The sequence below is a fragment of the Rhodococcus antarcticus genome, assembly GCF_026153295.1.
In the GTDB taxonomy this organism is placed as follows: Bacteria; Actinomycetota; Actinomycetes; order Mycobacteriales; family Mycobacteriaceae; genus Rhodococcus_D; species Rhodococcus_D antarcticus.
Map to the genome: position 1 here is coordinate 1,906,104 of NZ_CP110615.1, position 24,315 is coordinate 1,930,418.

Annotated in this window: 28 protein-coding genes and 1 riboswitch; of the genes, 18 read left to right on the forward strand and 10 right to left on the reverse strand. The window is 73.5% G+C overall.

The features are described from left to right. The first annotated feature begins 8 nt into the window (after positions 1–8). The 8 genes from RHODO2019_RS09160 (at position 9) to RHODO2019_RS09195 (ending at position 8,113) form a co-directional block, all read left to right on the forward strand. Positions 9–458: a hypothetical protein gene (locus tag RHODO2019_RS09160; RefSeq protein WP_265381515.1), complete on the forward strand. Its 450-nt coding sequence runs from the start codon at positions 9–11 to the stop codon at positions 456–458. A gap of 98 nt (positions 459–556) precedes the next feature. Next, entirely contained in the window at positions 557–892 is a 336-nt protein-coding gene (locus tag RHODO2019_RS09165) for a YidH family protein (protein ID WP_265381516.1), read from the forward strand. A 16-nt stretch (positions 893–908) separates the two neighbouring features. Next, complete coding sequence (locus RHODO2019_RS09170) at positions 909–1,214, forward strand: DUF202 domain-containing protein (protein ID WP_265381517.1); 306 nt, start codon at positions 909–911, stop codon at positions 1,212–1,214. Between the two features lie 86 nt (positions 1,215–1,300). Next, a complete protein-coding gene (locus RHODO2019_RS09175) occupies positions 1,301–2,830 on the forward strand; it encodes a 4Fe-4S dicluster domain-containing protein (RefSeq protein ID WP_265381518.1) in 1,530 nt (509 codons plus the stop codon). A 10-nt stretch (positions 2,831–2,840) separates the two neighbouring features. Beyond that, complete coding sequence (locus RHODO2019_RS09180) at positions 2,841–5,783, forward strand: molybdopterin dinucleotide binding domain-containing protein (protein WP_265381519.1); 2,943 nt, start codon at positions 2,841–2,843, stop codon at positions 5,781–5,783. Positions 5,784–5,786: 3 nt separating this feature from the next. Continuing rightward, the gene (locus tag RHODO2019_RS09185; RefSeq protein WP_265381520.1) at positions 5,787–6,692 is read left to right on the forward strand and encodes a molecular chaperone TorD family protein; all 906 of its coding nucleotides are present in this window, start codon (positions 5,787–5,789) and stop codon (positions 6,690–6,692) included. Between the two features lie 57 nt (positions 6,693–6,749). Beyond that, the gene (locus RHODO2019_RS09190) at positions 6,750–6,941 is read left to right on the forward strand and encodes a hypothetical protein (protein ID WP_265381521.1); all 192 of its coding nucleotides are present in this window, start codon (positions 6,750–6,752) and stop codon (positions 6,939–6,941) included. Between the two features lie 44 nt (positions 6,942–6,985). Next, positions 6,986–8,113, forward strand: a complete 1,128-nt coding sequence (locus RHODO2019_RS09195) for an Mrp/NBP35 family ATP-binding protein (RefSeq protein WP_435532099.1) — start codon at positions 6,986–6,988, stop codon at positions 8,111–8,113. On the opposite strand, the gene RHODO2019_RS09200 is transcribed toward RHODO2019_RS09195, so the two are convergent. Then, a complete protein-coding gene (locus tag RHODO2019_RS09200; RefSeq protein ID WP_265381523.1) occupies positions 8,080–8,361 on the reverse strand; it encodes a hypothetical protein in 282 nt (93 codons plus the stop codon). The genes RHODO2019_RS09195 and RHODO2019_RS09200 overlap by 34 nt on opposite strands. Before the next feature lie 118 nt (positions 8,362–8,479). Between RHODO2019_RS09200 and RHODO2019_RS09205 the strand changes: the two genes are divergently transcribed. The 3 genes from RHODO2019_RS09205 to RHODO2019_RS09215 all read left to right on the forward strand — a co-directional run bounded on the left by RHODO2019_RS09205 (position 8,480) and on the right by RHODO2019_RS09215 (position 10,936). After that, a complete protein-coding gene (locus RHODO2019_RS09205; protein ID WP_265381524.1) occupies positions 8,480–9,439 on the forward strand; it encodes a LysR family transcriptional regulator in 960 nt (319 codons plus the stop codon). 113 nt (positions 9,440–9,552) lie between these two features. Beyond that, positions 9,553–10,662, forward strand: a complete 1,110-nt coding sequence (locus RHODO2019_RS09210) for a TDT family transporter (protein WP_265381525.1) — start codon at positions 9,553–9,555, stop codon at positions 10,660–10,662. 94 nt (positions 10,663–10,756) lie between these two features. After that, the gene (locus tag RHODO2019_RS09215; protein WP_265381526.1) at positions 10,757–10,936 is read left to right on the forward strand and encodes a DUF5313 family protein; all 180 of its coding nucleotides are present in this window, start codon (positions 10,757–10,759) and stop codon (positions 10,934–10,936) included. Here the strand turns inward: RHODO2019_RS09215 and RHODO2019_RS09220 are convergent. From RHODO2019_RS09220 to RHODO2019_RS09235, 4 genes are all read right to left on the reverse strand, one after another. After that, positions 10,933–11,556, reverse strand: coding sequence for a uracil-DNA glycosylase (locus RHODO2019_RS09220; protein WP_265381527.1), 624 nt, complete (start codon positions 11,554–11,556; stop codon positions 10,933–10,935). The genes RHODO2019_RS09215 and RHODO2019_RS09220 overlap by 4 nt on opposite strands. Positions 11,557–11,660: 104 nt before the next feature. After that, positions 11,661–11,740, reverse strand: a riboswitch (Fluoride riboswitch). A gap of 204 nt (positions 11,741–11,944) precedes the next feature. Next, on the reverse strand, positions 11,945–13,141 hold the full coding sequence (locus tag RHODO2019_RS09225) for an O-succinylhomoserine sulfhydrylase (RefSeq protein WP_265381528.1): 1,197 nt from the start codon (positions 13,139–13,141) through the stop codon (positions 11,945–11,947). Continuing rightward, positions 13,138–13,533, reverse strand: a complete 396-nt coding sequence (locus tag RHODO2019_RS09230) for a rhodanese-like domain-containing protein (RefSeq protein WP_265381529.1) — start codon at positions 13,531–13,533, stop codon at positions 13,138–13,140. The genes RHODO2019_RS09225 and RHODO2019_RS09230 overlap by 4 nt, the downstream gene beginning before the upstream one ends. Positions 13,534–13,562: 29 nt before the next feature. Then, entirely contained in the window at positions 13,563–14,435 is an 873-nt protein-coding gene (locus tag RHODO2019_RS09235) for an SCO6745 family protein (RefSeq protein ID WP_265381530.1), read from the reverse strand. Positions 14,436–14,501: 66 nt separating this feature from the next. Between RHODO2019_RS09235 and RHODO2019_RS09240 the strand changes: the two genes are divergently transcribed. Beyond that, positions 14,502–14,861 carry a hypothetical protein gene (locus RHODO2019_RS09240; protein ID WP_265381531.1) on the forward strand — a complete coding sequence of 120 codons (360 nt, stop codon included), beginning with the start codon at positions 14,502–14,504 and terminating at the stop codon, positions 14,859–14,861. Here the strand turns inward: RHODO2019_RS09240 and RHODO2019_RS09245 are convergent. Then, positions 14,858–15,718, reverse strand: coding sequence for an EamA family transporter (locus RHODO2019_RS09245; RefSeq protein ID WP_265381532.1), 861 nt, complete (start codon positions 15,716–15,718; stop codon positions 14,858–14,860). The genes RHODO2019_RS09240 and RHODO2019_RS09245 overlap by 4 nt on opposite strands. A 186-nt stretch (positions 15,719–15,904) precedes the next feature. On the opposite strand from RHODO2019_RS09245, the gene RHODO2019_RS09250 reads away from it, so the two are divergent. Together RHODO2019_RS09250 and RHODO2019_RS09255 are read left to right on the forward strand one after the other, a co-directional pair. After that, entirely contained in the window at positions 15,905–16,096 is a 192-nt protein-coding gene (locus RHODO2019_RS09250) for a DUF7455 domain-containing protein (RefSeq protein ID WP_265381533.1), read from the forward strand. A 365-nt stretch (positions 16,097–16,461) separates the two neighbouring features. Beyond that, positions 16,462–16,653 (forward strand): hypothetical protein, encoded by a 192-nt coding sequence (locus RHODO2019_RS09255; RefSeq protein WP_265381534.1) that lies wholly within the window; start codon positions 16,462–16,464, stop codon positions 16,651–16,653. A gap of 62 nt (positions 16,654–16,715) precedes the next feature. Here the strand turns inward: RHODO2019_RS09255 and RHODO2019_RS09260 are convergent, their stop codons facing one another. After that, on the reverse strand, positions 16,716–18,443 hold the full coding sequence (locus RHODO2019_RS09260) for a DEAD/DEAH box helicase (protein ID WP_265384703.1): 1,728 nt from the start codon (positions 18,441–18,443) through the stop codon (positions 16,716–16,718). A 151-nt stretch (positions 18,444–18,594) separates the two neighbouring features. Here RHODO2019_RS09260 and RHODO2019_RS09265 point away from each other — a divergent pair, with 151 nt between their 5' ends. Next, complete coding sequence (locus RHODO2019_RS09265) at positions 18,595–19,701, forward strand: YihY/virulence factor BrkB family protein (protein ID WP_265381535.1); 1,107 nt, start codon at positions 18,595–18,597, stop codon at positions 19,699–19,701. Here RHODO2019_RS09265 and RHODO2019_RS09270 read toward each other — a convergent pair. Then, positions 19,671–19,910: a DUF3039 domain-containing protein gene (locus tag RHODO2019_RS09270; protein ID WP_265381536.1), complete on the reverse strand. Its 240-nt coding sequence runs from the start codon at positions 19,908–19,910 to the stop codon at positions 19,671–19,673. The two genes, RHODO2019_RS09265 and RHODO2019_RS09270, sit on opposite strands and share 31 nt — an antisense overlap. Before the next feature lie 39 nt (positions 19,911–19,949). Further along, positions 19,950–20,378, reverse strand: coding sequence for a DUF3099 domain-containing protein (locus RHODO2019_RS09275; protein ID WP_265381537.1), 429 nt, complete (start codon positions 20,376–20,378; stop codon positions 19,950–19,952). A 57-nt stretch (positions 20,379–20,435) separates the two neighbouring features. Between RHODO2019_RS09275 and RHODO2019_RS09280 the strand changes: the two genes are divergently transcribed. From RHODO2019_RS09280 to RHODO2019_RS09290, 3 genes are all read left to right on the forward strand, one after another. Continuing rightward, positions 20,436–21,959 carry a DUF7782 domain-containing protein gene (locus RHODO2019_RS09280; protein ID WP_435532100.1) on the forward strand — a complete coding sequence of 508 codons (1,524 nt, stop codon included), beginning with the start codon at positions 20,436–20,438 and terminating at the stop codon, positions 21,957–21,959. 141 nt (positions 21,960–22,100) lie between these two features. After that, on the forward strand, positions 22,101–22,526 hold the full coding sequence (gene dtd / locus RHODO2019_RS09285; protein WP_265381538.1) for a D-aminoacyl-tRNA deacylase: 426 nt from the start codon (positions 22,101–22,103) through the stop codon (positions 22,524–22,526). A 161-nt stretch (positions 22,527–22,687) separates the two neighbouring features. Beyond that, a complete protein-coding gene (locus tag RHODO2019_RS09290; protein ID WP_265381539.1) occupies positions 22,688–23,656 on the forward strand; it encodes a sigma-70 family RNA polymerase sigma factor in 969 nt (322 codons plus the stop codon). 111 nt (positions 23,657–23,767) lie between these two features. Here the strand turns inward: RHODO2019_RS09290 and RHODO2019_RS09295 are convergent, their stop codons facing one another. Continuing rightward, complete coding sequence (locus tag RHODO2019_RS09295) at positions 23,768–24,244, reverse strand: hypothetical protein (protein ID WP_265381540.1); 477 nt, start codon at positions 24,242–24,244, stop codon at positions 23,768–23,770. Positions 24,245–24,315 lie beyond the last annotated feature (71 nt).

Genomic DNA, 24,315 nt, shown 5'->3' on the forward strand with positions numbered 1-24,315 from the left:
TCGAGCGCATGTCCCGTGTGCGCCTGACCGCCCGGATCGTCCCCGCCGCCCTGGTGCTCGCCGTCGGGCTCACCGCCTGCACCGGCACGACGGCCCCACCGTCCACCTCCGGCACGTCCGGCACGTCCGGCACGTCCGGGGCCGAGCAGCTCTACCCGGACGTCGTCGCCGTGGACCCCGCGTCGCTGGACACCACCACGTCGAGCGTCGCCGTGACCGTCAGCTCCCCCTACGACACCGAGGCCCGCTACGCCGACGCCGTCCGGGTCCGCTCCGCCGACGGGGCTGCGGTGTACGGCACCCTCGAGCTGGCCCACGACCACGCAGCCGAGCAGCCCTTCACCCGCACCCTCACCGGTCTCGCGATCCCCGCCGGCACCACCTCGGTCGTCGTGGAGGGCCACGACCAGGTCAACGGGTGGGGTGGCGCGACTCTCACCGTGCCGGTCACGGGCTGAGCCACCGTCCCAGTGGCTGCTACGGTCCGCCGCACCGGACGTGGGGTGGTGACCTGCCGCCGGCAACCCGCCCGAGGCCGCCCTCCCGGAGGTGCCGCATGGAACGCGATCCCGACTACCGTTTCACCTTGGCCAACGAGCGGACCTTCCTGGCGTGGCTGCGCACCGCCCTGTCGCTGCTCGCCGCCGGGGTGGCGGTCGTGCAGCTCGTACCGGCGTTCTCGATCACCGGAGCCAGGACGGCGCTGGGTGTCACCCTCGGCCTGCTCAGCGTCGTGGCGTCGGTGGGTGGCGTGGTCCGCTGGCGCCGGGTCGAGCTCGCGATGCGACGCGGCGAGACGCTCCCTCCCGTGCGGAGCACGGTGGTCCTCGCCGCGGGTCTCACGGTGGTGGCCGTGGCGGTCTGCGTGTTGCTGGTCCTCGGCGCTTCCTGAGATGACCGCCGGCAGCGTGGCTGAGCCGCCGCCCACCCTGCCGGCGGAGCGCACGGCCCTGGCGTGGAGCCGCACAAGCCTGGCCCTGCTCGGGAACGGGGCACTGGTGCTGCTGCGCCACCTGCACGTCGACGGACGGCCGGTGGAGGTGGTGCTCGCGGCCCTCGCGGTGGCGCTCGCCGTGGCCGTCGCGCTGGTCGGCCGACACCGCAACCGCCTGCTGCTGCGCGGCGACACCCCGACAGTCTCCCGCGCTCTGCTCCCGATGGGGTGGTTGATCGCCGGGTTCTGCGTGTTCGCCACCGTCGCGCTCGTGCTCTGACGCCCGGGCACAGCACGGCACCCTCACGCCGGCATACAAGTCGAACTTGGCAGCGGAGCACGGGTCGCACGCCCTACGTTCCGGTCATGTCCACCGTGGAGGAACGGCCCACCCGCTGGCTGAAGGTTCTGGACCAGACGCGCTGCATCGGCTGCCACGCGTGCACGGTCGCGTGCAAGAGTGAGAACGAGGTACCGCTCGGCGTCACCCGGACCTACGTGAAGTCGGCGGACGTCGGGGTCTTTCCCCAGGTGCGCAGGGCGTTCCAGGTCACCCGGTGCAACCAGTGCACCGACGCGCCCTGCGTCGCCGCGTGTCCCACCGAGGCCATGTACAAGCGACCTGACGGCATCGTCGACTTCGACAAGGAGATCTGCATCGGCTGCAAGGCCTGCATCGCGGCCTGCCCCTACGACGCGATCTTCATCAATCCCGAGGACCACTCGGCGGAGAAGTGCAACATGTGTGCCCACCGCCTCGACGTGGGCCTGGAGCCGGCGTGCGTCTCGGTGTGTCCCACCGAGGCAATCCTCGTCGGCGACGGCAACGACCCCACCTCGAAGGTCGCCCAGCTGGTCGCACGCAAGCCCGCCCTCGTTCGCCGCCCGGAGAAGGAGACCGGGCCCGGGGTGTTCTACCTCGGTGCCCACCAGGCCACCCTCGACCCGCTCGGTGCGGCCCGGCCCGAGGGCGGGCTGTACGCGTGGGCCACGCAGGGCGCCCCGGACCCCCAGCTCGTCGTCTCCGGTCACCCCGACGGGGCGAGGTCCTCGGCGGCGGCGCTGCTCTCCTACGACGTGCCCCACCACGCCCCCTGGGGCTGGCGGGTGAGCCTGTACACGTGGACGAAGTCGATCGCGGCGGGTGCGTTCCTGCTCGGCGTCGTCCTCGCCCTCACCGGGCTGCTCGACTTCGGTGACGCGACCGTGCGCTTCGCCGCCCCCCTGCTGGCGCTGGTCTTCCTCGGCGTCACCGGGGTGCTGCTCATCTGGGACCTCAAGCACCCCTTCCGCTTCTACCTGATCTTCACCCGCCACCACTGGGGCAGCTGGCTCGTGCGGGGCTCGTTCATCATCGGCGGGTACGGCGGTGTCGTGGTGCTGTACCTCGGCGCGGCCCTGCTCGACCTCCGGCTGGTGCAGCAGGTCACCGGTGTGCTGGGCGTCCTGCTGGGGCTGGGCACCGCCTGCTACACCGCCTACCTGTTCGCCCAGGCCAAGGCCCGGGACCTGTGGCAGAGCCCGCTGCTGCCGGCGCACCTCGCCGTCCAGGCCGTCCTCGCCGGGGCCGCCTCGCTGCTGCCCTTCGCGGTGTGGCTCTCGCCCGAGCGCGGGGTGCACGCCGTCGAGGTCGTGCTCGCGGTTGCTGCCGCGACCCACCTGGTGCTCGTGTGGTCCGAGATCACGCTGCCCCACGTCACCGCCCACGCCCACCTCGCGACGAAGGAGATGGTCCGCGGGCGCTTCGCGGTGTTCTTCCGGGTCGGCGTGGTGGCCACCGCGGTCGCGGTCGCGGCCCCCTGGATCGGCGTCGTCGCCGTTCCCTTCGCCCTCGTCGGGCTGCTGGCGCACGAGCACGCCTACGTGCAGGCCGGCCAGTCCGTCCCCCTGGCCTGAGGAGATCACCATGTCGGAGAACCCGTCCCGCCGCTCCCGACTCGCGAGCACCCTCCGTGGCCGCGCCGAGCTCGTCTCGGCCGCCCGTCAGGACACCGAGTCCCGGGGCGAGACCTTCTACCAGGGGCCCAGCGGGGTGCACCTCGCGGCGTTCCCCCCGAAGGAGCGCTGGGACGACTGGGTGGAGCTCGACTCCCGGGCGTGGCCGCGCCGCGAGGAGCACCACTACATGCTGGTGCCGACCACCTGCTTCAACTGCGAGTCCGCGTGCGGGCTGCTGGCCTACGTCGACCGCGACGACCTGCACGTGCGCAAGTTCGAGGGCAACCCCGAGCACCCCGGGTCCCGGGGCCGCAACTGCGCCAAGGGCCCGGCCACCATCAACCAGGTCACCGACCCCGACCGCATCCTCTACCCGCTGCGGCGGGTGGGCGAGCGCGGGTCGGGCCAGTGGGAGCGGGTCAGCTGGGACGACGCGCTGGACGCCCTGGGGGCGCGGCTGCGCGCCGCCATCACCGAGCAGCGCCAGAACGAGATCATGGTGCACCTGGGCCGCCCCGGCGAGGACGGCTACACCGAGCGCGTGCTGGCCAGCTGGGGGGTGGACGGGCACAACTCGCACACCAACGTCTGCTCCAGCGGCGGCCGCACCGGCTACCAGTTCTGGATGGGCGCCGACCGTCCGAGCCCGGACCACGCCCACGCGAAGGTCATCTACCTGATCAGCTCGCACCTGGAGACCGGCCACTACTTCAACCCGCACGCCCAGCGGATCACCGAGGCCCGCGCGAACGGGGCCAAGGTGATCGTGCTCGACACCCGCCTGTCCAACACCTCCACCCACGCCGACCACTGGCTCTCGCCCCAGCCGGGCAGCGAGGCCGCGATCAACCTGTCGATCTGCCGGCACCTCATCACCACCGGCCGTTACGACCGGGAGTTCGTGCGGCAGTGGTGGAACTGGCAGGAGTACCTGGAGACGTGCCGGCCCGACCTGCCCGCCACCTTCGAGGCCTTCGAGGCCGACCTCGCCACGCTCTACGACGAGTTCACCTTCGACTACGCCGCCCAGGAGTCCGGGATCGACGCGGCGACCCTGGAGGAGGTGGCCGAGACCGTCGCCGGGGCCGGGCACCGCTTCGCGGCGCACTGCTGGCGCTCGGCCGCGGCCTCGAACCTCGGCGGCTGGCAGGTCACCCGCACGGTCATCCTCATCTCGGCCCTGCTGGGCGCGATCGGCACCGAGGGCGGGCTGTTCGCCAACGCCTGGAACAAGTTCATCCCCAAGCCCATCCACACCCCGCCACACCCCGGTGTGTGGCAGGAGCTCACGTGGCCGATGGAGTTCCCGCTCGCCCAGAACGAGCTCAGCTTCCTGCTGCCGCACTTCCTCAAGGACGGCCGCGGCAAGCTCGACACGTACTTCATCCGCGTCTACAACCCGGTGTGGACCAACCCCGACGGACTGTCGTGGATGGAGGTGCTCACCGACGAGGAGAAGGTGGGCTGCTTCGTCTCGCTCACCCCCACCTGGAACGAGTCGGCCTACCTCGCCGACTGGGTGCTTCCTATGGGGCACAGCTCCGAGCGCCACGACACCCACTCCTACGAGCAGTACGACGGGCAGTGGCTGGGCTTCCGCCAGCCCGTGCTGCGAGCGGCGCGGGAGCGCCTCGGCGAGACCATCACCGACACCCGCCAGGTCAACCCCGGTGAGGTGTGGGAGGAGAACGAGTTCTGGATCGACCTGTCGTGGCGCATCGATCCCGACGGATCCCTCGGCATCCGGCAGCACCACGAGTCCCGCGCGACCCCGGGGACGAAGCTCACCGTCGACGAGTACTACGGCTGGATGTTCGAGAACTCGGTCCCCGGGCTCCCCGAGCGGGCCGCGCAGGAGGACCTGACCCCGCTGGAGTACATGCGCCGCTACGGTGCGTTCGAGATCGCCAAGGGCATGGGCGCCCAGCACGCGTTCGAGGTACCCGCCGAGGAGCTCGCGGACGTGCACGTCACCCCGCGGGGGCGGGTGTACACGTCGACCCCCAAGCCTGCCAACCCCAACCTTTCTCCCGTGGGGGCGCCCGTCCCGGACGAGCAGGGTCGGCGTCCGGTCGGCATCGAGGTCGACGGGGTGGTCCGCGCCGGGTTCCCGACCCCCTCGGGCAAGCTCGAGTTCTACTCGTCCACGCTCGCGGGCTGGGGCTGGCCCGAGCACGCCCTGCCCGGCTACATCAAGAGCCACGTGCACCCGGACAACCTGGCCCCCGACCAGGTGGTGCTGCTGTCGACCTTCCGCCTGCCCACCCAGATCCACACCCGCTCGGCGAACTCGAAGTGGCTCGACGAGCTGGCCCACACCAACCCGGTGTGGGTGCACCCCAGCGACGCCGCCCGCCTCGGCGTCGAGCACACCGGTGACCTGCTGCGGGTGAGCACCGACATCGGGCACTTCGTGGCCAAGGCATGGATCACCGAAGGCATCCGACCGGGCGTGGTCGCCTGCAGCCACCACATGGGTCGCTGGCGCCCGAGCAACCAGCAGGGCGGGGTCGGGGCGATGATGGCCACGGTCGACCTGCGCCACGACGGGGACGACTGGTCGATGCACAAGGTCCGCAACGTCGGACCGCACCAGAGCAGCGACCCCGACACCCAGCGCATCTGGTGGAGCGACACCGGGGTGCACCAGAACCTCACCTTCCCGGTGCACCCCGACCCGATCTCGGGCATGCACTGCTGGCACCAGGCGGTCCGGGTCACCCCCGCGCGGCCCGGGGACAAGGCCGGCGACATCGCGGTGGACACGGCCAGGGCCCGCGAGATCTACGCGGAGTGGATGGAGAAGACCCGACCGGCCGGGCAGGTGTCCCCGGACGGGCTGCGCCGGCCCACCTGGCTCATGCGGCCCCTCAAGCCGCACCCGGACACCTTCGTCATCCCGAGGACCTGAGCGGTGACGACAACGGTCGACACCACCGTGGTGGACTCCCCGGCACGCTGGGAGCTGCTCCGGGCCCTGGGAGCCGTCGTCCTCACCCCGCCGCCGGCCAGCACCTCCTTGTGCGAGGCGCTGGAGCTGCCGGTGCAGACGGGGGTGGAGCACACCGACGCCTTCGTCCTCACCGCCCCGCCGCACGCAGCCATCCACCTCGGCCCCGAGGGTCAGCTCGGTGGGGAGGGTCTCGACCGGGTGGCCGGCTTCTGGCGGGCGCTGGGCCTGAGCGCGCCCACCGACGCCGACCACCTCGGCACGCTGCTGATGCTGTACGCCGAGCTCGGGGAGGCCGAGCGCGGCGCGAACCAGGAGCGCACCCGCACCCAGGTGCGCACCGCGCGCGCGGCCCTGTTCCACGAGCACGTCGACAGCTGGGCGCCGGGCTACCTCACCGCCGTGGCCGGTCTCGGGATCGCCTCCGTCGCCGAGTGGGCCGTGCTGACGGCACAGGTGCTGGCGGCCGAGCGCGTCGAGCTGGGGCCTCCCGCCCTGCTCCCGCTCGCCCTTCGGGTCGCCCCGGCGGGGCCCCGAGGCGCCGACTCCTTCGACGAGACCCTCGACGCCCTCGTCTCCCCCGTCCGCTCCGGGATGATCCTGACCCACCGCGACCTGCTCGCCGGCGCCGCCCGCGCCGGGGTCGGGGTGCGGCGCGGGGAACGACGGTTCGCGCTGCGCGCCATGCTCACCCAGGACGCGGACGCCACCCTCGGGTGGCTGGCCGAACACGCCCTGACGTGGGCGGGTCGGCACCGCGGCGAGCGTGCCCCGGAGTCCACCAGCGCCAGCTCGTGGTGGTCCGCACGCGCAGCCCAGACGGCGCAGACCCTGGCCGAGCTCCGGCGCGATGCGGCCGAGACGAGGTGAGCACCGCAACCCCGGTGTCCACCGGAGGTGTGGCGTCCGCACCGCACTGTCCGGGGTGTGCTCCGGCGACGCACCGGGATCACGGGCCACCTGCCCGCGACCCTGCACCGGACCCGCGGTCTCCCGGTGGCCACCGTCGTCGGTGACGGACACCGGCTCTCGGACGTGGCGACCGCCCACGGGGTGCTCCGCACCGAACCCGGACCAGCAGGTGAGGTCGCGGGCATCGTGAGGTCCGCCGAGATGTAGGTGTTCCGCTGACCCGCTGCACGACCCGATGTTCGACAGGAGGAGTGACCGTGCTGGGACTGGGTGCGAGCTGGACGACCGTGGACCTGGAGCAGGTGCGCCGGGCGGTGGAGGCTGTCCGCGACCCCGAGCTCGGCCAGGGGCTGGGTGAGCTCGGCATGGTGCGCGAGATCCGCGGTGGCCGTGGCGGCTCGGTCCGGGTGGAGCTCGCCCTGACCACCGCCGGCTGCCCGATGACCGCGGAGCTGACCCGGGACGTGCACGCCGCCGTGGCCCCGTTCAGCGGCGAGGTCACGGTCGAGCTCACCGTCATGTCCGAGCCCGACCGCCGCCGCCTGGCCGAGCGCTTCCTGGCCTCCCGACCCCGCTCGGGCGCCGCCGACGCACGTGCGATCTACGCCGTGGCCAGCGGAAAGGGTGGGGTCGGCAAGTCGAGCGTCGCGGCCAACCTCGCGGTCGCCCTGGCCCGGCAGGGCCGATCGGTGGGGCTGCTCGACGCCGACGTGTGGGGCTACTCCGTGCCCCAGCTGTTCGGGGTGCACCGCCCCCCTGTCGCCCTCTACGAGACGATGCTGCCCGTCCAGGCCCACGGTGTGCGCCTCATGTCGCTGGGATTCCTCGTCGAGGAGGGCGAGCCCATCGTGTGGCGCGGGCCGATGCTGCACAAGGCGCTCACCCAGTTCGTCCACGACGTGCACTGGGGTGACCTGGACGTGATGATCCTCGATCTCCCCCCGGGTACCGGGGACGTGACCCTCTCCGTCCTCGAGCTGCTGCCGGAGGCGTCGCTGCTCGTGGTGACCACCCCCCAGCAGGCGGCTCGCACGGTCGCCAGCCGGGTGGGCGTGATGGCGAGGGACGTCGGGATGCCCGTCGCAGGCGTGGTGGAGAACATGTCGGAGCTGGTGTGCGCGGGGTGCGGCGAGCACACCGCGCTCTTCGGCTCAGGCGGCGGCGCCCAGCTCTCCGAGGAGCTCGGGGCACCGCTGCTGGGGCGGGTGCCGCTGGACTCCGCGCTCCGCGAGGCCGGTGACGCCGGAGTACCGGTGGTCGTCTCCGACCCTGCCAGCGCCTCGGCCCGGGAGCTGGTGGCCGTCGCCGGCGCGCTGCGTCCGGTGCGCCGCTCCCTGGTGGGCCGTCAGCTCGGGGTGGACCCGGTCCCGCAGCGCTGACGAGTGCGGGGCCGCTCGGCGGCGAGCACCCGCCACGCCGCGAGCCCGGCGGCCTCGAGCCGGGCGACGGCTCGGGTCACCGCGCTCTCGGACGTACCACTGACGAGCACCGGGTGTCGTCCCCCGACCGCGGCGTCGGGCAGGACGACGCCCCGTCCCTCGCGCGTCGCCTCTCCGGTGTCGGCGTCCAGGCAGACCGCCCCCTCCGCGACCAGCTGGGCCGCACTCGCGCTGTCGATGGTGACCACTGCTCCTCCTCCGAACCGGGAGTCCTTCCCGGGTCTCCCCCAGTGAGCCGGGCTCGGGAGCTGCGGGGAAGACAGCGCGGACTTGTCCACTCACAAGGCAGTCTTGTAGGTTGGACAAGTGCCTCTCGGTCCGCGGGTTCCCGAGCTGGGGGCGCTCGAGCTGCTCCTGGCCATCGCCCGGACGGGCAGCCTGAACGCGGCCGCCCGGGAGGTGGGGGTCACCCAGCAGGGTGCCTCCTCGCGGTTGTCGGCCATGGAGGCACAGACCGGCGTCCAGCTGGTGCTCAGGACCGCCCGCGGGTCGTCGCTGACTCCCGCCGGAGTCGTGGTGGCGGAGTGGGCGGCCCGGCTGGTGGACGTCGCCGAGCAGCTCGACGCGGGCCTGGCCGCCCTGCGTGACGACCGTCGCAGCCGGGTGCGGGTCAGCGCGAGCCTCACCGTCGCCGAGCACCTGCTACCCGGGTGGCTGGTCTCGCTGCAGACCGAGGGCCGCCGCCGCGGAACCCCGATCGCAGAGGTGGTGCTCACCGCGACCAACAGCGAGCACGTCCTGGCGCAGGTGCTCGCCGGTGCGGCGGACCTGGGCTTCGTCGAGGCCCCGGGGTCGCTGCGCGGGGTCCGCTCCCGGGTCGTGGGGCACGACGAGCTGGTCGTGGTCGTCCGGGTCGACCACCCGTGGGTGCGGCGGCGGCGCCCCGTGAGCGCCGTGGAGCTGAGCACCACGGGGCTGGTCAGCCGCGAGGAGGGCTCAGGCACCCGGGAGGCACTCAGCCGGGCGCTCACGGCAACGCTGGGGACCGGCACGGTGCAGGTGCTCCCCGCACTGGTGCTGTCCACCACGTCCGCCGTGCGCAGTGCCGTGCAGGCCGGTGCCGGACCTGCGGTGCTCAGCGAGCTCTCCGTCGCCGACGACCTCGCCAGCGGTCGGCTCGCTCGCGTCACCGTCGCCGACCTGGACCTGCGCCGGCAGCTGCGGGCGGTCTGGGTCGGCCCCCCCCAGCCGCCGGCCGGGGCGGTCCGGGACCTCGTCACCCACGTCGTGAGCCAGAAGCCGAAGGCATACAACCGAAGGTTGTAACGCTACAAGGCCTGGGGGGATGGTCCCCGCGGCCGGGCGCAGCGAGGCTCGTGGACATGACCACGACTGCCGCTCGTCCCCGCGTGCGCTCCGCTGCACCTCGATCCGCCGTCGTGCCGGCGCAACGACTCCTGGGGCGCCTGGAGCACCCCGGCCAGGTCCTGGAGAACATCACCCCCAACTGGTTCGCCTCCGTCATGGGCACCGGCATCGTGGCCAACGCCGCCGCCACCCTGCCCTGGCAGCCCCCCGGCCTGCACACCTTCGCCATCGGGGTGTGGATCCTCGCCTCGGTCGCCCTGGTGGCGCTGTCGACCGCGTTCAGCCTGCACTGGACCCGGCACCGCGGCACCGCCCGCGCCCACGCGGCCCACCCCGTGATGAGCCAGTTCTACGGGGCACCCCCCATGGCCATGCTCACCGTCGGAGCGGGCACCCTGCTGGTCGGCAAGGACCTCATCGGTACCGGACCCGCACTGGCCGTCGACACCGTGCTCTGGACCGCCGGCACCCTCACCGGCCTCGCCACCAGCCTGTGGGTGCCCTACCGGATGATCACCACCCATCCCAAGGAGACCGCGACCGCCCTGCCCGCCTGGCTCATGCCCATCGTTCCCCCCATGGTCTCCGCCACCACCGGGGCCCTGCTGCTGCCCCACGTCCCCGCCGGCCAGGCCCGGCTGACCCTGCTGCTGGCCTGCTACGCGATGTTCGGGCTCAGCCTCGTCATCGGCATGATCACCATGACCCTCATCTACTCCCGTCTCGTCCACGGCGGCATGCCCGCGGTCAACGCCGGCCCCACCGTGTGGATCACCCTCGGCATGATCGGTCAGTCCATCACCGCCGTGAACGTCCTCGGCGCCCAGGGCGGGCTCGTCTTCACCGGCGACCAGGCCTCCCTCGCCACCGGGCTGCACGTGTTCGGGCTCGTCTACGGGGTGTCCATGGGCGGGTTCGGGGTGCTGTTCTTCAGCCTGGCGACCCTGCTCACCGTGCACGCCGCCCGCTCCGGGCTCGGCTTCAGCCTCACCTGGTGGAGCTTCACCTTCCCCGTCGGCACCTGCGTCACCGGCGCCACCGCACTCGGCACCACCGCCGGCTCCACCGTCGTCCACGGGCTGGCGATCTTCCTCTACGTGGTGCTCCTCGGGGCCTGGGCCACCGTCGCCACCCACACCCTCCGCGGCAGCCTCACCGGGCGGATCTTCCTGCCCGCCTGAGAACACCACACCCCCTCCGAGACCGGAGACCGCCGTGAACCCTGTCCCCCGCCCCTCCCCCGTCCAGTGGCTGGCCTATACCGTCGGGCGTCCGATGCCCGTCGAGCTGCGCGAGTGGGTGCGCCACGACCTCACCGGACCCCGAGCAGGGATCCGGCACGTCCTGCGGGGCGAGCTCGTGTACAGCCCGGTCTTCGTGGCTCTCGTCCTGTTCCCCGGACCGCTGTGGCTGCGTGGGCTCATGGTCCTCATGGCCCTGCTGCTGCCCTGCTAGCGCCGCGCGATCGCCGCACCGCACGCGAGCGCGTTGCCGATCCGCAGCAGAGCTTCCTGCCGCGCACGGGTGTTGCGCTGGGAGGGGTGCGGTGCGGCGAGCAGGGGCAGCACGTGGGCGGGGCGGCCGAGGGTGGCGTGCCGGGTCCAGCCGGCGAGGGCACGCTGCCCCAGGACCACCACCAGCTCCAGGTCTCCCAGCGCGTGGAGCAGGGACGACAGGGCGGGGCGGGCGTCCTCCAGGTCGGTCGCGGCGGGTGCGGACCACGAGCCGGTCGCGTCGTGCACCGCCCACGGCACGATGTTCCAGCGCACGTAGTCCCGCCTCTCCAACCCGGCTCCGGCCCGCAGGGAGGCGAACGTTCGCGCCGTGCCGTCAGGGTTGTCCTCGGAGCAGAACCCGGAGCCACCAGGGCGCACGGTGCCCGGTCCCGGCGCCTCCATGAGCACCAGCACCCGGGCGCCCGTCCCCCCGTCGTCGGGGTCGAACCACGGCACCTGCCGCGCCGGGTCCTCGCTCCGCCAGGCCCGCACCAGGGCGTTGAGGGGGGCCACGTGGGCGACGTCGAGGCGGGCACGCTTGTCCTGCCACGTCGCCGCCTCCACCGGGGGGGTCCTCACGGCACGGGGACGACGGGCGGGTCCCGCTCGTCGACGGCGTCGGGCGGCACGTGAGGTCGGTCGGTGACGGGACGGCGGTCGGGCACCGGGACACCGGCCCTTCGGTCGGGGCAGGAACCATCAGCCGTGGGTGGCGGTTCGGGCGGGACCAGCCTCCCCGGCGGGACCCATCGCCGTCGTCGACGCTACTCCCGGGCGGGGTCCGCACGAGGACGGCCCGCGTCCCGCAACCCTCCACGACGGGGCTCGCAGCACGTGCTGGCGGTGGACCTGCTCGGCAGCGTCCTGCTCGGACGGCTGTCAGAGGCGATCGGTCGCTGCGGTCCGGAGGGTCCTCGCCGCCGGCACGGGTCTGGCCCTGGCGACGGTGGGCCGGAGCGTCGGGAGCTCAGCGCCGACGCAGGGCGTGCTCGAGGTCCTCCTGCAGGTCGGCCACGTCCTCCAGGCCCACCGACAGCCGCACCACCCCGTCGGTGATCCCCACCCGGGCCCGCCCCTCGACGCCGAGCCGGCGGTGCGTGGTCGTCGCGGGGTGCGTGACGAGGGACTTGGAGTCGCCGAGGTTGTTGGAGATGTCCACGACCTGCAGGGCGTCGAGCACCGCGAAGGCGCGGTCCTTGCCGCCGTCGAGCTCGAACGTCAGCACCGTGCCGCCGCCGGTCATCTGCCGACGGGCCAGCCCGGCCTGCGGGTGGGAGTCCAGGAACGGGTACCGCACCCACCGCACACCGGGCTGCTGCTCCAGCCAGGTGGCCAGCGCCAGCGCCGAGGCCGTCGCGTGGCGCACCCGCATGGCCATCGTCTCCAGGCCCTTGGTGAGCACCCAGGCGTTGAACGGGGCCATGGCGGGCCCGGTGTGACGCATGAGGTTCTCCACCGGGCCGCGGACGTACTCCCGGCTGCCCAGCACCGCACCACCGAGGACGCGCCCCTGCCCGTCGATGTGCTTGGTGGCGGAGTAGACCACGACGTCTGCGCCCAGGTCACCCGCCCGTTGCAGAACAGGGGTGGCGAACACGTTGTCCACCACGACCTTCGCGCCGGCGGCGTGGGCCAGCTCGACGACCGCGGCGACGTCCACGATCTCCTGCATCGGGTTCGACGGGGTCTCGAAGAACACGGCCCGCGCCGGAGTGGACAGGGCCGCCTCCCACTGCTGCAGGTCCGCGCCGTCCACGAGGTCGGTGGTCACCCCGAACTTCGGCAGGATCTCGGACAGGACCACCGAGCACGAGCCGAACAGGCTGCGCGCGGCCACCACCCGGTCCCCCGCACCGAGCAGCGCGGCCAGGCTCACCCACACCGCGGCCATGCCGCTGGCCGTCGCGAAGCAGTCCTCGGTGCCTTCGAGGAGCCGGAGCCGCTCCTCGAAGGTGGCGACCGTGGGGTTGCCGTAGCGGGAGTACACGAACCGGTCCACACCACCACCCGCACCACCGACGAAGGCCGCTTCGGCGTCGGCCGCGGTGTCGTAGACGAACCCGGACGTGAGGTACAGCGCCTCGGACGTCTCCTGGAACCCGGAGCGGGACAGGCCTCCGCGGACGGCGAGGGTGTCGGGCCGCAGCCGGCGGGGCTCGCTCATCCCTGGGTCCACGGCAGGCCCACGGCCCGCCAACCGGCCGCACCCCGGTGCCCGTGCTCGTCGAGACCACCCTCGAAGCCGTCGAGCACGTTCCACGCCGGCCCGGCCCCCGCCGCCGTCAGGGCCTCCGCGGCCGCGACCGAGCGCTGCCCCGACCGGCACAGCAGCACCACGGCGCGCTGCCCGGCGAGCCGGCGGACCTGCTCGACGAAGCCGGCGTTGCGCTGCCCCGCCGTGTCGACCCACTCCACCCGGCCGAGCCGCTCCAGCGCAGGCACGCCGACGAAGCGCCACTCGGCCTCGGTGCGGACGTCGACGAGCACCGCGTCGGTGTCGTGCACCAGGTCCCAGGCCTGCTGCGGCGTGAGGTCTCCTGCGTAGTCCCCGCTCATGTCGTCTCCCTGGTCGTGGCGTGCACTCCTCAGGCCGTGGTGCGGCCCGCCGTCGCGGAGAACGTACCGGCCGGGAACACCCCGGCCGCCTGGATCGTGCGCGTCAGGGCGGTGCCGATCGCGGCCAGCCGGGTGCCGCCCACGGTGCCGAGGTGCTCCCAGGGTGCGGTGGAGGCCCGGCTGGTCACGTCCTCGACGGCCGCTCGCTGGGCGGTGCCCTCCTCGGTGAGACCTCCCTCGGCGTCCAGCAGACCACGCTCGCGGAGCCCGTCCTCGGCGGCCGCCCACTGCTGCTCGGTCCAGCCACGGGTGAGCTGGGCGGCCTGGGGGGTGAACCCACGCCCGGTCGCCGTGTGCGTGACCAGTGCCTCCAGCCCGCTGAGCCCGGCCCCGAGCAGCGCGGCCACGTGGGCGTCACCGCGGTGCTCGCGCAGCAAGGAGGTGGCGTGCCAGAGGTCCAGCAGCGGCTCACCGGGCCAGCCGAGGTCCGCGTGGCCCGCGTAGAGCGCACGTCCCTCCGGGGTGCAGGCCTCCGACGCGGTGCGGGCCAGCGCGGCGGCCTCGGCGATCTCCGGCCCGGTGGCCGTCTCCTCGCCCAGCACCCTGCGCAGCGCAGCATCGACGGAGCGGAAGCGGGCCGCGACGACGGCCTCCGGCGTGGCGAGGGTCCACGCCCGCGGCAGGTGCCGGGCCACGAGCTCGGGGTTGAAGTTGTAGAAGGTGGCCGCGACCACGCCCGGGCCCACCGCCCCCATGGGCGCCGCCCGCCCCGCGAAGTAGCACATGCGACCGGGGCGGAGCCCGGCCGCGACGAGGTGCTCCTCGGTCTCGGGCACGAAGTACGTCATCGAGTGCACGACGTCGATCGAGCGCTGGAGCTTGGCCGCGTCCTTGGGGTCCATGAGCTCGACACTATCGAGACGGCGGGTGCACCCGCGAACGTCGGGTTCCGTGCGATCATCGAACACGTGTTCGAACCCCCCGAGCGCATGCAGGCGATCCGCGACACCGGCCGACCCCGCGGGCCACGGTGGCGCCACGTGCGGCCGCCCGTGCGCGTGTCCCTCGACCTCGGGGCGCTGTTCGCGGTGCCCCCGCACCTGCCGCACCGGCGGGTCCCGGACGGGCTGCGGCTGCGCCGCGTGCTGGAGGGTCGGCTGACCATGTGGGCGCTGTCGGAGGAGGGCGACTGGTTCGGGCTCGTGGTCTACGAGGCGGCCGCGGCGGACGGGAGCACCGGTGCGACCATCTCGCACTGGGTGCCCGCGCACGTGGTCCTGCCGGTGGACGGGGCTCGAGGACGGCGGCCAGGTCCTGGGCGCACCTAGACCGGCGTCACGGCGGGGACGCTGCGCCCGGTCAGCGCGATCGCCGCCACCACCAGCACGATCCCGACCACCTCCGGCAGCGACGGCACCTGCCGCAGCACCACCAGCCCCACGATCACCGCGGTCGCGGGCAGCAGGGCCAGCAGCAGCGCGAACCGGGCCCGACCCACCCGGCGCAGCACCACCTGGTCCAGTGCGTAGGGCACCACCGACGACAGCACACCCACCCCGATCCCGAGCACCAGCAGACGGGGCGAGCCCCACACCGCGCCCGTGGTGAGCACCAGCGGGGCGAGCACCACGGTCGCGACGGCCAGGCCGACGCCCAGGTCGTCGAGCCCCGACCCGCCGTCGGACACCCGCTTGCCCAGCACGATGTAGCCGGCCCACAGCGCGGCAGCAGCCAGCACGAAGGCCAGTCCGGCCGGGCTGGCCCCGAGCTGGACGTCCGCGATGAGCAGCACGCCGGCGACCACCAGCGCCAGGGCCCCGACGTCCCGCCGGCTGCGCGAGCCCACCGCGGCCACGGCCACCGGGCCGAGGAACTCCACGGCGACCGCGGTGCCGAGCGGGATGCGGTCGATGGCCTCGTAGAAGGCGACGTTCATGCCCGCGGTCACCACGCCGAACACCGCGGCGAGCAGCAACCGGCGCCCCCGGAACGCCGCGGCCCCCGGGCGGCGCCAGGCCAGCAGCACCACCGCCGCACCCAGCGTGCGCAACCAGGCCACGCCGGCGGGATCGACGACGTCGAACAGCCCCACCCCGATCGCGGCGCCCAGGTAGAGCGAGGTTCCGCCGAGAGCGAACAGCACGGGGGGTGGCAGCCGTTCCAGCACCCCGCCGCCGCCCGCCACACGGCAATTCTAGGGCCGCCGCGGCCAAGATGTTTCGAGTGGGTGACGACACGGGACGCACGCACGGGGAACAGAGCAGGCCCGCCGAACGTCTGACAGAGTGCATCCACGGAGTCGTCATGACTGCGGTGGAGCGAAGCACCACTGATGGCGTCCGCTGCGAGCGGGCGTCAGGACGGAGGAGTCATGACCGGGACACTCACCATCCCCGAGATCACCGCCGCCGACCGCTGCGACCGCTGCGGTGCGGCCGCCCGCGTGCGCGTGCTGCTGCCCTCGGGCGGCGAGCTGCTGTTCTGCGCGCACCACGGGCACGAGCACGAAGCACGCCTCCGGGACCTCGACGCCACGATCGTGGAGGGTGCGCCGGTCGGCTGAGGCTGACCGACACCCCTGGAGGGCGACCACCGACCCGGTGGTCGCCCTCCGGCGTTCGTGGGGGCGCCTGCACGGCACTCGCCCCGATGCGCCCCCGATGCGCACCCCCAGGCCGACCGGCGTCGAGGCGCTGTGCGGCCTGCCCCTGGGACCGGGTGTGGTGTACCGTTCGTCGCAGCAGTCCACCTCGAGGCTGTCCGAGAGCGCCCCGCACTGTCCCCAGACACGTGCAGCGCCCGGTTCTCGCAGTAGGAACACCTCCCGCCGTAGAGAAGAACCCCCTGCCCCAGCAGGGATCACGCACTGTGCCCGTCTCCGTGGTCACCACGTCGAGACGGGCGCGAGAGAAGAAGGAAGTACCAGGCATGAGCCTGTCCACGATCGATCTCGTCCGGCCCACCACGCGGCACGGTCGCTCCGCCGCCCCCACCACCCGCCGGCGGCTCCGCAACGCCCGTCGCGCGCTGTCGCTCGTCGCCCAGGACGGGACCGTCCCGGCCCCCCGCGACCACGGCGTGCGCCTGCACCCCGTGGAGCTGGGTCCCTGGGACGACTGACCCCTCGACCACGCGAGCGCCCCGACCGGACGGTCGGGGCGCTCGCGCGTCACCGGGGGTGGTCACCAGGCGCGCAGCGTCGCGATCCGATCCGTGAGCTGGTCGGCGGTGGCCATCGGCGTGGGCGGTCCTCCGCACGTGCGGCGCAGCTCGCCGTGGATGATCCCGTGCGCCTGCCCGGTGCGGTGGTGCCGCATGGCCACGAGCGTGTTGAGCTCGCGCCGCAGGGCGGCGAGGCCGGCCGAGACGCCGGCCTGCTCGGAGCGCGGGGCGGCCGGCGCGTCGGCCACCGCCTCGCCCGGACCGTCGAGCTGCTCGGACTGGCGCCTGCGCAGCAGCGCGCGCATCTGCTCGGCATCCAGCAGCCCCGGCAGGCCGAGGTAGTCCTCCTCCTCGGCGGTGCCGGAGAACGCGGCCGTGCCGTAGGTCGCGCCGTCGTAGATGAGGTGGTCGAGCTCGGCGTCGGCCCCCAGCGAGGTGAAGGCCTTCTCCTCCTCCCCCGGCTCGTCCTCCTGCTTGTTCGCACCGGCCATGAGCAGCTCGGCGAAGTCCTGGGCCTCGCGGTGCGGCTTGCCCAGCACGTGGTCGCGCTGGGCCTCGAGCTGGCTCGCGAGGTCCAGCAGCACGGGCACCGACGGCAGGAACACGCTGGCCGTCTCGCCCGGGCGACGCGAGCGCACGAAGCGGCCGATGGCCTGGGCGAAGTACAGCGGCGTCGACGCGCTCGTCGCGTACACGCCGACGGCCAGCCGGGGCACGTCCACGCCCTCGCTCACCATCCGCACCGCGACCATCCAGCGGTCCGAGCTCGTGCGGAACGCCTCGATGTTCACCGACGAGCCGGGATCGTCGGAGAGCACGAGCACCGGGGGTCGGCCGGTGATGGCCTCCAGCAGCTCGGCGTACGCGCGCGCGGTGGTCTGGTCGGTGGCGATGACGAGCCCGCCGGCATCGGGCACCCCGCCCGCGCGCAGCTGGGTCAACCGCGTGTCGGCCGCGTGCAGGACCGCGGGCACCCAGTCCCCGTTCGGGTCCAGGGCCGTGCGCCAGGCACGACCGGTCTGCTCGGCCGTCAACGGTTCGCCGAGGCGGGCGGTGAACTCCTCCCCCGCGCTGTCGCGCCAGCGGGCCTCACCGGAGTAGGCCAGGAACACCACGGGCCTCACCACGCCGTCGGCCAGCGCGTCGGCGTAGCCGTAGGAGTGGTCCGGCTTCGACCGGGCGAAGCCGTCGGAGCCGGGCTCGTAGGTGACGAAGGGGATGGGGCTGTCGTCGGAGCGGAAGGGTGTGCCGGTCAGCGCCAGGCGTCGCGTGGCGGGCTCGAAGGCCTCCCGGATCGCGTCGCCCCAGCTCTTGGCGTCACCGCCGTGGTGGATCTCGTCGAGGATGACCAGGGTCCGGCGGGCGTCGGTGCGGGCCCGGTGCCGCGCCGGGTGGGACGCCACCTGGGCGTAGGTGACGACCACCCCGACGTAGTCCTTGGACGTCTGCCCGGTGGAGTTGCTGAACCGGGAGTCCAGGGCGATGCCCACGGCGGCCGCGGCGGCCGCCCACTGGTGCTTCAGGTGCTCGGTGGGGGCCACCACCGTGAGCTGGTCGACCGTCCGGTCGCGCAGCAGCTCCGCCGCCACCCGGAGCCCGAACGTGGTCTTGCCCGCCCCCGGCGTGGCCACGGCCAGGAAGTCCTGCGGCCGGGTCGCCAGGTAGCGGGTCAGCGCCCGGCGCTGCCACGCCCGCAGCGGAGCCGCGGCGGGCTGGGCCGCGACCACGTCGCCCAGCTCCTCGGTCACCGCCGTCAGCTGGTCCCCGCCCGCCCGTCCCACGCTGTCCGACTCACCCACGGGGGCCAGGGTATCGGCGCGCGCCGACCGCGACCTCTTCCTGCGACACGAGCGGTCGCTGCCCGCGAGATCGGCCCAGGTGGGGCACGCTGGCTGTGACATGAACGACGACGCCAGCGCCCCGACGCTCCCCACCGACCCCGGGAGCCCCCGTCGCGGGCCGCTGCGCCTGCTCGGGCGCACGAACAGCAAGGCGTGGGGCGACTCCATCTTCGGCATGGCCGCCCAGGCCGCCTTCTGGGCCACGCTGTCGCTCCCACCGCTGCTGCTGGGCCTGCTCGGCAGCATCGGCTACGTCGGGGCGTGGTTCGGCCCCGACACCCCGGCCGTGGTCGAGTCGAAGATCCTCTCGTTCTGCCGCACCGTGTTCAGCCCGTCGGTGGTCGACGAGATCATCGCGCCGACGGTGAGCGACGTGCTGCAGGAGGGGCGCGGGGAGATCGTCTCGGTGGGTTTCCTGCTGTCGCTGTGGGCGGGCTCCTCGGCGATCAGCTCGTTCGTCGACTCCATCGTCAAGGCGCACGGCCAGGAGAACCTCCGTCACCCGGTGTGGCAGCGGATCTTCGCCCTGCTGCTCTACGCGGTGGCCCTCGTGCTCGCCGTGTTCACCCTGCCCCTGGTGGCCATCGGTCCCGGGCTGCTCACCAGGCTGTTCCCGGTGTCGTGGCAGGGCACCGCCGACACGCTCGTGCACGCCTTCTACTACCCCGGTACCGGAGTTCTCCTGCTGGTCGGGCTGACGTGCCTGTACAAGCTCGCCCTGCCGCGGCCGCTCCCGTGGCACCGGCTGGCCGGCGGGGCGGTGCTGGCGGGGGTGTTCTTCGTGGCCGCGAGCGCCCTGCTGCGGGTCTACCTCACCTGGGTGACGAGCACCGGGTACTCCTACGGCGCGCTGGCCGCCCCCATCGCCTACCTGCTGTTCACGTTCTTCCTGGGCTTCGCGATCGTCCTCGGCGCCGAGCTGAACGCCACCGTCCAGGAGATGTGGCCGGCGCGGGCGACCCGCCTGGAGATCCTCCGTGAACGGGTCGTCGAGGAGTCGAGCGGGACCGTGCCCCTGGTGGCCCGGACGGGTCCGATGACCGGACCGCTCAGCACGCGGGTGGTGCGGCTGGGCGCCAAGGTGCCCGCGCTGCGCACCCCGTCGGCGAACGGCGGTCCGTCTCCCGCTGCGCCTCAGTCGCCGCCGGGGCGCAGTCCCTCGTAGATCTTCTTGCAGTCCGGGCACACCGGGGAGCCCGGCTTGGCCGACTTCGTCACCGGGAACACCTCGCCGCACAGGGCCACCACGTGCGTTCCCATCACGGCGCTCTCGGCGATCTTGTTCTTCTTGACGTAGTGGAAGACCTTCGGGGTGTCGTCTCTCGTGGAGGTCCGCTCGTCGGTGTCCGGCTTCTCGATCGTCTGCGTGCTCACCCCGTCATGATGCCCGAGGCGAGCGACGGACGGGAGGTCTCAGCCCTCGATGACGTTCTTCTGCGACGGGGCGATCGCCGTGCGCTCGGGCTGGTCCGCGTAGTGGTAGCGGTTGACCTCCTCCGCGGTGCGCGGCGGGCGGTCGTTGGCGATGAGCACGGCCATCCACGGCAGCGGGATCGACGCCGCGACGATGAGCAGCGGGATCCACCACGTGCCGGTGGCGCTGTACACGACAGCAGCGATGACCAGCGCCGGGATGCGGAAGGCCATCAGGATCGAGTACTTCTTCACCCGGGCGCGGTGCTGCTCGTCGTAGGAGGCCTGCGCCTCGGTGATGAGGACGGGCGCGTCGTGCTGGGCGGACCTGCGGTCGCTGAACTTGGGCCCCTCGGCCACGAACCGTCGCCGTGGAGCCTTGGGCGCGTCGTGGTACGGGCTCTTGCGCGTGGTGCCGTCAACCGCCATGGGACCAGTGTGCGCTCCCCCGGGAGCACGCGCAGGGTCCGCTGGGACACTGCGGGGGTGCCCGCCCCGAGCCCCGCCCCCGTGCCCGACCTGCTCCCGATCACCGCGGCCCTGCGCGCCTGCTTCCTGCGGGTGGGCTACGACGCCGACTCGGTGCTTTCGCTGCTGGGGGCCGACGCCCACGCCGCGATGGGGCGGGGCGAGGCGGTGCCGGCCCGGCGGGCAGCGCGCGGCGGCGGCGAGCTCGGGACCCTCGTGCGGCTGTTCCTGCTCGGCGATCCTGCAGGTGCCGAGGAGGTGGCGGCCGCGCTGGCCCCCGTGGACCTGGCCGACGCGCTCGCGACCGGGCTGCTGGAGGCCCACCACGACGACGTCCTGGGCGACGGGGTGCGCACCGCCCTGGACGTGCGCCCGCTGGACACCGGCACGGGCACCCGGTGGCTGGTCAGCGATCTCGACGGTGACCTGCGACCGCGCGAGACCGACCGCGAGCACGTGCCCGGCCTCGGGCAGGCCTCGCTGTCGCTGCTGCGTGCCATCCCGACCGCCCCCGTCGGCACGGTGCTCGACCTGGGCACCGGCTGCGGGGTGCAGGCCGTGCACGTCGCCGCGCACGCCGAGCACGTCACGGGTACCGACCTCTCCGACCGCGCCCTGGCGCTGGCCCGGGCCTCGTGCGCCCTCAACGAGCTGGACGTCGAGCTGCTCCGGGGCTCCTGGTTCGAACCGGTCGCCGGGCGGACCTTCGACCAGGTGGTGGCCAACCCGCCGTTCGTGGTGGGGCCGCCCCGGGTGCAGCACACCTACCGCGACTCGGGCCTGGACCTCGACGGGGCGAGCGAGCTCGTGGTGCGCGGGGCGCCGGACCACCTCGTGCCCGGGGGCACCGCGACCGTGCTCGCGTCGTGGGTGCACCTGGCCGGGCAGGACTGGCGGGCCCGGGTCGCCTCCTGGGTGCCCCCGCACGGGGTCGACGCCTGGGTGGTGCAGCGCGACGTGGCCGACCCGGCGCTCTACGTCGGCACCTGGTTGCGCGACGCGGGCCTCGACCCCCGCTCGGCCGACGGTGCGGCCCGCTCGCAGGAGTGGCTGGAGCACTTCGACCGCTCCGGCGTGGTCGGCATCGGCTTCGGCTACGTCACGCTGCGCCGGACCGACGAGCCGTCGGACGTGCTGTGCGAGGACCTCACCCACGGCTTCGACGACCCGCTGGGGCCCGAGGCGCTGGCCTACCTGGCCCGGTTGGAGTGGTTGCGCAGCCACGACCTGCTGGGCTCAACGTTCGTGGTCGCACCCGGCACGGCCCTGCAGCGGGTGTCGGTGGCGGCGGCGGGCGGCGGCTGGGAGCAGGTGGTGGTGCGGCTGCACCGCGGGGACGGGCCGGCGTGGCAGCACGAGACCGACGACCTGGGGGCGGCGCTGCTCGCCGGGATGCGTGCCGGCGGGCTGCCGCTGGGCGAGCTCGTGGCGCTGCTCGAGGTTGCGCACGACGAGCCCGAGGACGCCCTGCTCGCCGGGGCGGTGGAGCTGGTGGACGGCCTCGTGCGGCACGGGCTGGTGCTGCCGGCGGAGCTGGCGTGATCGCCCGTCGGCCGGGGAGGCCGCAGTGATCGCCCGTCGGCCGGGGAGGCCGCAGTGATCGCCCGTCGGCCGGGGAGGCCGCAGTGATCGCCCGTCGGCCGGGGAGGCCGCAGTGATCGCCCGTCGGCCGGAGAGGCCGCAGTGATTGCCGTGCTGTCGCGGGTGGCGAGCGCCAGCGTGACCGTGGCCGGGGAGGTGGTCGGTCGGCTGGACGGTCCCGGGCTGCTGGTGCTGCTCGGCGTGCACGCCGTGGACGGTGCGCACCAGGTGGAGACGGTGGTGCGCAAGATCGCCGAGCTGCGGGTGCTGCGCGAGGAGGAGTCGGTGGCGGGCACGGGGTGCGGAGTGCTGGTGGTCAGCCAGTTCACCCTGTGCGGCGACACGTCGAGGGGCCGTCGCCCGTCGTGGTCGGCCGCGGCGCGTCCCGAGGCGGCACGGCCCCTGGTCGACGCCGTGGTGGCCGGGTTGCGCGATCGTGGCGTCCCGGTCGCCACCGGCGTGTTCGGGGCCGACATGGCGGTCGCCTCGATCGGCGACGGACCGTTCACGGTGATCGTGCGGGCCTGACCGCCACCGGGCTCCACCTGGGAACCGTTCTCAGCAACTTCTCAGCCTCCTGCACCCGTAACCCCTGCTCAGAGCCGGTTCTCCCCACCTGGGCACGGGAACTCCCGAGGGTGCCCCGGACGTTGAACTGAGTGAGACCCACGAACCAGGAGGCACGCACCATGAGCACCGCCACCACCGAACGTCCGGCCGTGACCGACGCGGACCTGGACGCCCAGAGCCCCGCCGCCGACCTGGTCCGCGTCTACCTCAACGGCATCGGCCGCACGGCCCTGCTCACGGCGGCCGACGAGGTGGAGCTGGCCAAGCGCATCGAGGCCGGCCTCTACGCCGTGACCGTGCTCGCCAGCGGAGTGCGACTCACCCCGGCCCGCAAGCGCGACCTGGCCACGGTCGTCCGCGAGGGCCACTCGGCCCGTCAGCACCTGCTCGAGGCGAACCTCCGCCTCGTGGTGTCGCTGGCCAAGCGCTACACCGGGCGCGGCATGCCCCTGCTCGACCTCATCCAGGAGGGCAACCTCGGGCTGATCCGAGCCATGGAGAAGTTCGACTACGCCAAGGGCTTCAAGTTCTCCACCTACGCGACGTGGTGGATCCGGCAGGCCATCACCCGGGGCATGGCCGACCAGTCCCGCACCATCCGGCTGCCCGTCCACCTCGTCGAGCAGGTCAACAAGCTGGCCCGGATCAAGCGGGAGCTGCACCAGCAGATGGGCCGTGAGGCCACCGACGAGGAGCTGGCGCTGGAGTCCGGCATCCCCGAGCACAAGATCGCCGACCTGCTGGACCACAGCCGGGACCCGGTGAGCCTGGACATGCCGGTCGGCAGCGACGAGGAGGCACCCCTGGGTGACTTCATCGAGGACGCCGACGCGACCGACGCCGAGAGCGCGGTCATCTCCGGGTTCCTGCACTCCGACGTCCGCTCGGTGCTCGGCACCCTGGACGAGCGGGAGCAGCAGGTCATCCGGCTGCGCTACGGCCTCGACGACGGCCAGCCCCGCACCCTCGACCAGATCGGCAAGATCTTCGGGCTCTCCCGCGAGCGGGTCCGGCAGATCGAGCGCGAGGTGATGGGCAAGCTGCGCCAGGGCGAGCGGGCCGACCGTCTGCGGTCCTACGCGAGCTGAGCACCACCTGAGCCGGTGGCCGCGCGGTGCCCCTCGCCTGCGCGTCACCACCGCGCGAGGCCGGACCCACTCCCCCCGGGGTCCGGTCTCGCCGCACGTGCGGATGCCGATCTACCGGTGGACCTCGCTGAGCACGATCGTGCGGTCGGCCAGCGGCGCGGCCAGGTGCACCGTGAGCGGCACCAGCTCCGCGATCGCGGTGCACACGCCGTCGCTGGTCCTCGTCACGACCAGCTGCACGGACACGCTGGTCTCGTCCTCGCCCAGCAGGTTCGCCGTCACGGTGCTGCAGCTGCCCTCGGTTCCGGTGACGGTGAGCGCCGTGCCCTCGAGGTCCACCGTGACCGGGCCGGCCTGACCGCCCGGCAGCGCGCGGGCGTCGATCTGGGCCGGGCCGACCGGCGCAGGTCCGCCGGGGGCGACCGGCGCGATGTTGGTCGGCCGCACGGCGGTGCCGGACGAGCCCGTCGGTCCGTCGCTCGGCGCCCCTGGTGCGCTGGTGGTCGCCGACCCCGGTGGTGGTGCCGCCCCGGGCCCGGTCGGCGTGGCCGTCTGCGCGCACCCGGCGAGCAGGACGGCAGCGGCCACGGCAGGGACCACGATCGGTCGTCTCATGCACCACGGACGGAGGGGCGCCCACCCGGGGTTGCACGAGCCGA